Source organism: Acinetobacter sp. TY1, assembly GCF_048551395.1.
GTDB lineage: Bacteria > Pseudomonadota > Gammaproteobacteria > Pseudomonadales > Moraxellaceae > Acinetobacter.
This window is the reverse complement of record NZ_JBLYZK010000024.1, coordinates 40,368-50,747: the sequence shown is the minus strand read 5'-3', so window position 1 is coordinate 50,747 and position 10,380 is coordinate 40,368. Positions and strand designations below refer to the sequence as shown.

Annotated in this window: 8 protein-coding genes; 4 read left to right on the top strand and 4 right to left on the bottom strand. The window is 37.2% G+C overall.

Going from position 1 to position 10,380, the window contains the following annotated elements:
* Nucleotides 1–126: 126 nt before the first annotated feature.
* Nucleotides 127–1,638 (bottom strand): aldehyde dehydrogenase family protein, encoded by a 1,512-nt coding sequence (locus tag ACK2M2_RS12770; protein WP_419349042.1) that lies wholly within the window; start codon nucleotides 1,636–1,638, stop codon nucleotides 127–129.
* 401 nt (nucleotides 1,639–2,039) lie between these two features.
* Here ACK2M2_RS12770 and ACK2M2_RS12765 point away from each other — a divergent pair, with 401 nt between their 5' ends.
* The gene (locus tag ACK2M2_RS12765; protein WP_409510200.1) at nucleotides 2,040–3,221 is read left to right on the top strand and encodes a transcriptional regulator; all 1,182 of its coding nucleotides are present in this window, start codon (nucleotides 2,040–2,042) and stop codon (nucleotides 3,219–3,221) included.
* Nucleotides 3,222–3,351: 130 nt separating this feature from the next.
* Here the strand turns inward: ACK2M2_RS12765 and ACK2M2_RS12760 are convergent, their stop codons facing one another.
* Together ACK2M2_RS12760 and ACK2M2_RS12755 are read right to left on the bottom strand one after the other, a co-directional pair.
* A complete protein-coding gene (locus tag ACK2M2_RS12760) occupies nucleotides 3,352–4,305 on the bottom strand; it encodes an alpha/beta hydrolase (RefSeq protein ID WP_419349040.1) in 954 nt (317 codons plus the stop codon).
* Between the two features lie 261 nt (nucleotides 4,306–4,566).
* Entirely contained in the window at nucleotides 4,567–5,397 is an 831-nt protein-coding gene (locus tag ACK2M2_RS12755; protein ID WP_419349037.1) for an SDR family NAD(P)-dependent oxidoreductase, read from the bottom strand.
* A gap of 541 nt (nucleotides 5,398–5,938) precedes the next feature.
* On the opposite strand from ACK2M2_RS12755, the gene ACK2M2_RS12750 reads away from it, so the two are divergent.
* On the top strand, nucleotides 5,939–6,238 hold the full coding sequence (locus tag ACK2M2_RS12750) for a M48 family metalloprotease (RefSeq protein ID WP_419349035.1): 300 nt from the start codon (nucleotides 5,939–5,941) through the stop codon (nucleotides 6,236–6,238).
* Nucleotides 6,235–6,642 (top strand): M48 family metalloprotease, encoded by a 408-nt coding sequence (locus ACK2M2_RS12745; protein ID WP_419349033.1) that lies wholly within the window; start codon nucleotides 6,235–6,237, stop codon nucleotides 6,640–6,642. The genes ACK2M2_RS12750 and ACK2M2_RS12745 overlap by 4 nt, the downstream gene beginning before the upstream one ends.
* A gap of 128 nt (nucleotides 6,643–6,770) precedes the next feature.
* Here ACK2M2_RS12745 and mdh read toward each other — a convergent pair whose 3' ends face one another.
* Nucleotides 6,771–7,943, bottom strand: a complete 1,173-nt coding sequence (gene mdh / locus ACK2M2_RS12740) for an iron-dependent methanol dehydrogenase (protein WP_409510196.1) — start codon at nucleotides 7,941–7,943, stop codon at nucleotides 6,771–6,773.
* Nucleotides 7,944–8,248: 305 nt separating this feature from the next.
* Here mdh and ACK2M2_RS12735 point away from each other — a divergent pair, with 305 nt between their 5' ends.
* Nucleotides 8,249–10,315: a hypothetical protein gene (locus tag ACK2M2_RS12735; RefSeq protein ID WP_419349030.1), complete on the top strand. Its 2,067-nt coding sequence runs from the start codon at nucleotides 8,249–8,251 to the stop codon at nucleotides 10,313–10,315.
* Nucleotides 10,316–10,380: the final 65 nt, after the last annotated feature.

The window sequence follows — 10,380 nt, the reverse complement described above, 5'->3', positions numbered from 1 at the left end:
TTCTTGCTCATGGTAAACTCCTGATGAGTGTGTTTAGTTTACCAAGTTAAAACCTCCTGTTTTTTCAGCACACATCAAAAGCGGACAGGAGTCCGCTTTTGGCTTTTTACACTTGGGAAAGTTAGATTAGAAGAAGCCCATAGCCTTTGTTGAATAGCTGACCAATAAATTTTTAGTTTGTTGATAGTGATCAAGCATCATTCTGTGATTTTCACGACCAATTCCTGATTTTTTATAACCACCAAATGCTGCATGTGCAGGATAAATATGATAACAGTTTGTCCATACACGACCAGCTTCAATCGCACGACCTGCACGGTATGAAGTATGTGCTGAACGTGACCATACACCTGCACCTAAGCCATACATTGTGTCATTGGCAATTTTGATTGCATCGTCATAATCTTTAAATGTAGTGACTGCCAATACAGGGCCGAAAATCTCCTCTTGGAAAATTTTCATGCTGTTATTTCCTTGGAAAATAGTTGGTTCAATATAAAAACCGTTGCCAACTTCTTGACGATCATGACCACCTGTTAAGATTTGAGCACCTTCTTCACGACCTGTAGCAATACAACCTAAAATTTTATTTTGCTGTTCTAATGAAGCTTGAGCACCAATCATGGTATCGGTATCTAGTGGATGACCAGTCTTGATGCGTTTTACACGAGCTACAGCCATTTCAAGGAATTTATCAGCAATACTTTCTTGTACTAAAGCACGAGATGGGCACGTGCAGACTTCACCTTGATTGAGTGCAAACATAGCAAAACCTTCAAGGGCTTTATCTAAATAGTCATCATCTTGATCCATAACATCTTCAAAGAAAATATTAGGAGATTTGCCACCTAGCTCAAGTGTCACAGGAATGATGTTTTCAGTTGCATATTGCATGATCTTTTGACCAACAGCCGTAGAACCCGTAAATGCAATTTTGGCAATACGTGGATTGGTTGCAAGAGGACGACCGACTTCAACACCGTAGCCATTGACAATATTGAGTACACCGGGCGGTAAAATATCTTGAATGAGTTCAGCTAAGACTAAAATGCTTGAAGGCGTTTGTTCAGCAGGTTTTAAAACAATACAGTTACCTGCAGCAAGTGCAGGAGCAAGTTTCCATGCCGCCATTAAAATAGGGAAGTTCCATGGAATGATTTGTCCCACAACACCTAAAGGCTCATGGAAATGATAGGCAATAGTATCTTCATCAATTTCAGAAATACTTCCTTCTTGTGCACGTAAACAGCCAGCAAAATAACGGAAGTGATCAATACATAGCGGAATATCTGCTGCTAAGGTTTCACGAATAGGTTTGCCATTTTCCCAAGTTTCAGCAACGGCAAGAAGCTCTAAATTTGCTTCTAAACGATCTGCAATTTTAAGCAATATATTTGATCGAGTCGTTGGAGATGATTTACCCCAAGCTGCTTTGGCTTTGTGTGCTGCATCAAGAGCAAGTTCAATATCTTCAGCAGAAGAGCGTGGAACTTTCGTAAAAGCTTTACCATCTACAGGAGAAATATTATCAAAATATTCACCTTTAATTGGTGCAACCCATTTTCCATCAATAAAGTTTTCATATTGAGCTTTAAACTGAACTTTTGATTCGGGTTGGTTAGGATCGATGTAGCGCATAAGAATTTCCCTTTACTTATTTTAACTGTTTGGTGATGCGACACAGTGGTGAACTATTGTCGTTGTGCATTGAGCATATAAAGCCGAAGGTAGGAGAAAGGTTGGCTGAAAAAGCAGACTGAAATGGTCTATATTCTAATTTTTGTTAGTGTTTTTTTATTGAGGTATATAATAGGCATTTTTCTATATTGAATGGGCTGTAAATAATCACTATATACAAATAGATTTGAAGCAGATACAAATACTAACGCTTTGGTCTTAGGTCTGTTGACTGAGTATAAGGAGAATGTGTTAGTGTTAAACTGAAAGCGATGAATCATGCCATATAGAACAGTGCCACATGTGACAAAAAGAAAAAAGACGGTGGATAAACATCAGCAGAATACATAGGAATGTAGCAAATGTTGAGTCAACAATCGTTATTACAGAAACGGGATCAGATTGAACTACTACGTCAACGTAGTAGTTTATCATTAAAGCATGCCGATCAACTTGGGCAAAGTATTGCCAGTTCTTGGCAACGTTCGCATTCAGCAGCGATCCCTAAAGATCGTGATGCTGCACCACTGATTCATTTGAAACAAGACAGGAAAAGCTTACTGGAAAGAGCACTTGAATTGTGTGGTGATGAACTTCAACACATTGCAGAGCAATCATCAATGGTCGCTGCGGTGGGTGATGTGGGCAGTACGATTGTATGGACAGCAGCGAGTGGGCAAATGCGTCGTGCTGCAGAAAAAGTTCATTTTGTTGAAGGCGGACAATGGCGTGAAGAGTTGGTGGGAACTAATGCACTTGCATTATCGCTAAAAACGCAACAATCGAGTTGTGTATTTTCAAATGAACATTATATGAGTTCAATCCATGATTGGGTCTGTTATGCTGCACCCATTATCGACCCATTCTCCAAGCAGGTTTTGGGCGTGATTGATTTATCCACCACGTGGGATCATCACAATAGTTTAGGCGTGCTTGCCGCAGAGCGTTGTGCTGCGATTATTCAATCGGCATTGCAGGGTGATCAGCAACAACAATTGTTTATACGTGCTTTTTCAGTGCCGCAAGTGATGTTTAATGGCAAAATTATTGTTATGACACCACGACAAATTGAAATTTTGACAATTTTGGCACTTTGCCCGCAAGGCATGAATTTAGAAAGTTTGCATCAGGCTTTATATGGTGAGCGTAAAGTCAGTATGGGGACACTCAAAGCTGAAATGTCACAATTGCGTGAAATTTTAGGTGGCTTATTGGGTTCACGACCTTATCGCTTATTGGCTCATGTAGAAGCAGACTTTTTACAAATGGAAAATGCACTCGATTCAGGCTATACCGAATCTGCAATGAAGTTATGTCAGGGCGTATTTTTGTCGAAAACAGAAAGCCCATTTTTAACGGCTTGGCGAGATTGCTTAGAATCTAGACTCAGTGACGCAATTTTTAAAGCCAGTGAGCCTGATCACTTACTGAAACATTTAGCGCATTCGCCGGAAGCGATTGATGCTGTTGAGCGTTTAATTGAGCTTACACCTGTCGGACATCCTGCACATAAGCTTTTATTAAAATATAAAGATGAGCGTTAAGATGTCATCCTTACTTTTTCTAAACTGCTTTGAGTGCAAGTCAGTTTAGAAAAAAGGGTACTTATTAAGATTGATCATGAATGACTATTTATAAGAATGCGTAGATTTCATCAAAAGCGTATAAGTAAAATCATGTATTGGTTTCTAACCAATGAAATAATTTCTTGTACACTTCTGCACGTACAGGTGGGGAAGAAAGTACTAAGTCATGCAAACCATTTTGTATTGTAATAACGGTAACGGGACCTTGTATCTTATTTGCATATATCAAAATATCTTTGACGTCTAAAATTACATCTGAAGTTTGTGCATCAATATTGAACTTTTTCGGGTTCTTGGTTTGGTGTGAGCGCATCACTAATGTTGGTACAGATACTTTTACGCCTTGATGAATTTCTTTTTGCGCTTCAAAAATGGCATGTACAAAACTGATATAGACCAATGGATAGTTGGGCTTTTTCCATTCTAAATTGAAATCCCATTCACCTTTGAAATCTTTATGTATGCTGATGCCATAATATTTACTGAGTTCACTTGGAAAGCGTAAGTTTGGAAATCTTTTACCTAAAGCACTTAAACGAGGTAATGCCAATTTTTTCTTCCATAATGGCATATTGAAGTCATAAAAAGGGCTGTTACACCATAAAGCTTTAATTAAAGGATGATTTGGATGATGTGCTACATACAGTGTTGAGGTTAAGCCTCCTGTAGAATGTCCTGCAAGTAAGACATGATCGTGACCTTCATTACCAATAATCTCTAATGCCTCGGTCATTTCGGCATAATATTCTTGAATATTGCGAAGATTATAAAATTTTTGATGAGGTAAATGTGAGCGCCCATATTTACGTAAATCGAGTGCGTAAAAGTCGTAACCCTGTTGATTGAATTTTTCAGCCATTTCGGTTTGAAAAAAATAATCGAGAAAACCATGAATATAAAGTACAGCTTTTTGCGTACTTTTTTCTGCTTTTTTACGGACTAAGGTTGCAACAACTTTACCTTCAAAATCGTCAGGGTAATGTAGGGTAAGTTGCTCATAGCCTGCGCCAAGAATATCGCTTTGATAGGTTTTGTTGTGCATTTTTTATACTCATCATTATTACAATGGTTGTGTGGATGATTCATTTGAGAATAAGGCATTCATGCGCTTATAACAGCTTATCGTGCGAGAGAGATGCTGTCTTTGTAATCTATCTCTTTGACTTTAACCTGATTATTATAAAGTTCAAGGACTATTTTCTAGAGTGATAGCATTTATTCGATATCGATTGTTGGTAGATTATAAATAAAAAAAGCCTGCATCGAAGAGTAAATACAGGCTTTTAATGTTTTAGAGTGCTTTTTATAAATATTGATGCACCAATTGTAGTGTTTGATCAAATAGGTATTGCCCAAGTTCACGATCTTTGGCTTTACGAGATTTCAAAGCAGGTGTTTGTAGACTTGCATAACCGCCATTGCGCTGAGACCATTCTGTAGAAAATGCCATTTTTTTAATCAGCTCGGCAGGTTTCGATGTCGGAATTAAAAATAATTTCAAAGCATTGTATTGGTATTTTGGTAATTCTCGATAAATTTCAGAATCCACACCGCCTGGGTGTAGTGCATTGCTGGTCACTGAACTACCTTGTAATTGTTGTGCGAGGGTATTGCTAAATAGTAAGTTGGCAAGTTTACTATTGGCATAGCTTCGTACGCCATTGTATTTTTTGACCTGATCAGCCTTGAATTGACCGACATCAATCTGCCCAAGTAAATGCATCATAGACGCAAGATGAATAATTCGCCCTTGTTCTGCTTTTTTAATTAAAGGCAGAAGCTTCATGGTTAATAGAAAGGGACCGATATAGTTCACACCAATCTGTTTTTCGAAACCATCTGCTGTGCTTTCAAGCTGTGGGGTCATCATACCTGCATTGTTGACAAGGACATCAATTTTTTCGAATTGATTGATTAATGTATCTGCTGTTTGTGCTATCTGAGCTAAGTCATTTAAGTCGAGTGTAACAGTGTCAACTTTTCCCGTACCAATTGCATCCAATTGTTTTTTTGCTTGACTCGCTTTGTCTGGATTTCGACAAGCCAAGATAACGTGATGCCCATCTTTTACAAAAGTCTCGGCTGTTGCGAGTCCAATGCCTGTATTTGCACCTGTAATCAGAATTGTTTTCATAAGCTGTTCTTAAAATTGTGGGTGAGTGGATAGATCATAATTATACTTAAAATTTAAAACAATCGTTTTCACGTGAACTGAATTTTTAGGGTGTTGAAAACAAATAATTTAAAAAATAAGTGACTAGGAACGTGATAAGCGTCATAAAAATTTAAGCATTGATATATTGGACTTAATAATAAATTATTTTAATTTAAATATTATTTGATTGATTTAATTTAGTCATATTTGTTGATTTTATATATGACTTTTTTTATTAATTTTATATGAGGTGCTTTCTGTAATATTATACGGTCGGATTAACCAATCATATTTAAAATAATCATTTAGAATTTAAATAATGCTGGTTTAGTATTATAAATTATTAATGTTAACTAGTAAGGGCGTTTCTTATTTTTTGTACCTTGATTTAATATCCTTTGTTTTTTGGTTATGTAAATCTTAATGTTGATTGAGTTTTAATCTTTGTCAAATCTGAATAATTTTTAATACTGGTGTGGATTTTGAACGTAAATAAGTATCCGTTTCACGATACTCAATTTTGGATCGTTTGGTTGTAGCAACTAAAACCTATCAGTTACCTGATCGTAAAATTGATTGGGAAGTGCGTTTAAATTCAAGTTCAACCATCAATGCAATGTCATTGCCAAATGGTAAAATTGTATTGAACTCAGCAATTGCTTGGAATGACTTAACAGATGACGAATTGGCATTTTTAATTTCACATGAAATGAGTCATGTTTTACGTGAGCATGCACGTGAGCGTAAATCAATTAAATATGCATCAAATTCAGCATTATTATTTGCTGCGACAGGTTTAATCAAATTCCTGCATTCTTGACGGTTTATGGTGGACAACTTGCATCTAGCGTACCGACAAGTCGTATTATGGAAACTGAAGCCGATTTAATCGGTCTAGATTTGATGGCACGTGCAGGTTATAAACCTCAAGCAACGATTAGCTTTTGGGATAAAACAGAAGCATGTATAAAAAAGCGTAATATCGAAACATCAAAACGTTCTGATTTTTTATCGAGCCACCCAGATATTGCAGATCGTAAAAAAACTTTACAAGCCAATATGGCATCTGCTCAACAACAGTATTTACTTGCGACTCAACATCAAAAAACTGCTCATCAACATGTAGATGAAAATGTAACGACTACCGTTATGACATTTAATGAAAATGACATGACGGATGCTACTGGATATAGTGATGAAAGCTTTGTGGCATTAGTAAAATAAGTACGATCTGAAACCGTCTTGTTTGATGAGGTTTAAGCTTGAGTGATTAAAAAAGGAATAGTTAGAAACTATTCCTTTTTTTTATTATTTAAATATTATTTAAATTTTTTTAGCAGAGTGTCATTGAATTACATTGCTGCTTCAAAAATGGCAATCACTTGAGCATCAGTGGCTTTACGTGGGTTAGTCAACATACACGCATCTTTTTGTGCATTAGAAGTCATCACTGCATGATCTTCTGCTTTTACACCAAGTTCAGCTAACCCTGCTGGAATACCAATTGATGCTGATAATTCACGAATAGCATCAATTGCAGCAAAAGCAGCTTCAGTAACAGTTAAACCATGCGTATTTACACCCATGAGCTGTGCAATTTTGGCATAGCGGTCAGGGCAAGCAATAAGGTTAAATTCGCAAACATGCGGGAGCAAAATGGCATTACAAACACCGTGAGGTAGGTTATAAAAACCGCCTAACTGGTGTGCCATCGCATGAACATAACCCAATGATGCATTATTAAATGCCATACCTGCCAAATACTGTGCATAAGCCATCGCATCACGTGCTTCTAAGTTTTCACCATTAGCAACAGCAGGGCTGAGCCATTCGCTGATCATGGTAATAGCTTTCTCAGCACACGCATCGGTAATTGGATTTGCCGCAGTCGATACATACGCTTCAACTGCATGTGTTAATGCATCCATACCTGTCGCAGCCGTAAGTGCAGCAGGTTTTGCAATCATGAGTTTAGGGTCATCAATTGCAACAAGTGGTGTACAGCGCCAGTCGACAATCGCCATTTTGACATGCGTATCTGTATTGGTAATGATACAAAAACGAGTCATTTCCGAAGCTGTACCTGCGGTGGTATTGATTGCCACAAGTGGAGTCATAGGAACTTTACTTTGATCAATCCCTTCATAGTCACGAATATGACCACCACCAGCAGTAACAAGTCCAATGCCTTTTGCACAGTCGTGGGATGAACCACCACCAAGTGAAACGATGAAATCACAACCATTATCGTTATATGCGGTCACGCCATTATGCACGTTAATGTCTGTTGGGTTTGGTTCTGCACCTGCGAAAATATGACTCGCCACACCTGCTTCTGTGAGATAACCCGCGATTAAATCGGCTACGCCAAATTTATATAAACCTGCATCGGTAACAATCAGTGCTTTTTTCGCACCTAAATTTTGTGCTTTAGCACCAACTTCTTTGGCACAACCTGGACCAAAAAGTGAAACACATGGGATGTAAAAGCCGTTTGTTTGATCTGCAATATTTTTAAAAGCCATGGTGCGATTCCTTCTACCATTGTTATTTCGTCCAACGGGTGATTTTCACCCTTAAACCGAGTATCAGGATTTAGACGGTAAATATGCACCTACTTAATACCTACCAATATTTTTATATTGATTTTGAGCTTTTTCACGATTTGAAATATAAATGATCAGCAGTTTTCGAGTCAGCACCGTATACTGTGCTGACTGTAAGTATGTTGGTTGGATTTATAAAATTTAAATTTATAATTTAATTTTTTATACATACTATCTTACAGCAGATTATTTGAGAACGATTGATACTTTGAGCAGGAACATGCATGCAATCCAGCATTTATGAAAACATCTATCATCCACATCAGAAAACAGCACGTGCATTGTTGCAAGTGTCTGATGTGCTGAATCAGATTTATCTTGATCAATGGTGTTATCTCGAACATGTCACTGCACAAAATATGCTGGAAATAGATACCAATTTACATACTTTATCGTTTGCAAATGGCTTGTTGAAATTGTATTTTTCGACTGAAGATGTCTTATTACGCATTGAATATGCTTATCCTGAACATAATTACGATAAATTGACACAATTTTTATTGATTGAAATGCCTTTTTTTACAGGTAATCAAGCGACACAACATCCAACAACGGTGCGTTCTCGAGTACAAGTTTTACGTCAGACTTTAATCGAGCAAGTTTTTGAGTGGATACATGGTGAAGATCGAATTGAGCAGTTTATTTATAATATTTCTGAGCAAGATGCAACTGCTATTGATGAACTGCTGATGGATGAAAACTACTATCATGAGCCGCATTTGACTCGTTTTGCACGTTCAGGGCTTCAGATTCCGCTTGAAGTTGAGTTGAATCTAAAACACCTTTGTTTAGTTAATTCAATACAGGGCGAATTTTTCATTCAGGTCAATGCTTTAGTACAACACTATGATCGAATGTGCTATGCCGCAAACCGTTTTATGCCTCATGCATTGTATCGGATTATGGAAACGACATTTAGTGAACAGTTCCATTTGACAAGCTTACTTGAACAGCAAAATGAATTGAAAATTTTAATTCCGCATGCGACTGAGCATCCAAATTTACTTGGTTTTGCCCGATTAATGCATCGTGGCTATTGGCAACAGCAAGATTTATTTGCAAGAAAATCTTTTTTACTTGATCAATCTCAATATTGGGATGATTTATTGATGCGACATTTCCCTGTGTTTAATTATTCACGAACAGTCAATTTATTGTTCAAACAAGATGCATTGGTGAATGATTGGCTAAGTCAACAGATTAATCATCCAAGCGTACGTATTGGTATGACTGCACTTAGTTTGGTGGATTGTTCATCTATTCATCCTCAAGTCATGTTGTTAACTTTACGCTATTTTAAAGGGATTGCAGCACGTTTATTTTTACGTGAATGCCATGATTATGCGATCCGTCATGATTGGTTTAATCCTGCCAATAATTCAGTGAGTGTTATGGTGAAGCATGAAGATGGAGAAACAACCTATATTGCTCCGCCAGTACAAGTGCCCATTACTCACTCAATGCTCTACATTGAAGAGTATTTGAAACTCTTATCTTATAAATCAATAGATAAACCGCAGGTGCTGAAGCAGGTTTATGTGCGCTTGAGTCGGGTCATGCAAGCATATATGCGTTTTTTACAGCAGATTACCACACAAATTCCGCATGATTTAATTGCATATATTGATCCTGAAAGTCAGCAAAGACCTGAATTTTTTTATTTATTAAAAGAACACAAATTAAAAGTAGAAGATTTTAGAGCATTATTTCGACATCCAACTGTTCCTTTAGTCGGTAGCATCAGTGTATTTTCGAGTGATGTATCGGACTATTTACTAGAACATTTTCAGCAACGCCGTGAAATGAGTAAGAATGTCACATGGCAAGGCTTATTTACTCAGGCATGTCGATGGCATATGCATTTAAGACGACAGAAAACCTATGATCAACTACGTATGCGTATACAAGTTGAATCATGGGAGCCGATTAGCCCAATGACCACTATGTATTTTAATGGTTGGCGTTATAGTGAGTTAAATAGCATTGATGATTTAGTTGAAGAGTCGATCTATTTTAAGCATTGTTTAGCGATTAGTTATACTGAACGTATTGTCGATCATGAATATGTGGCTTTTCATATGCAACATTTACAAGAAACGCATTTGAACTTGACGCTCGGTTGTCATTATCAATATGGTCGATTGGTCTATGATCAAGTGCGTTTGCAAAATAATCTTATCCCTGATGCGACTATTATTGTTTCAGCACAATCCTTTGTCGATGAGTTTAATGACTATTTACGCCTTGAAAGTTATAATCCTGAAGCATTGAGCCTTGATCGGTTTAAATAAGCGATTTCTGTCTATATAGAGATAGGTAAATCATCAGCTATTGAATATTCACCTTAACATTTCAC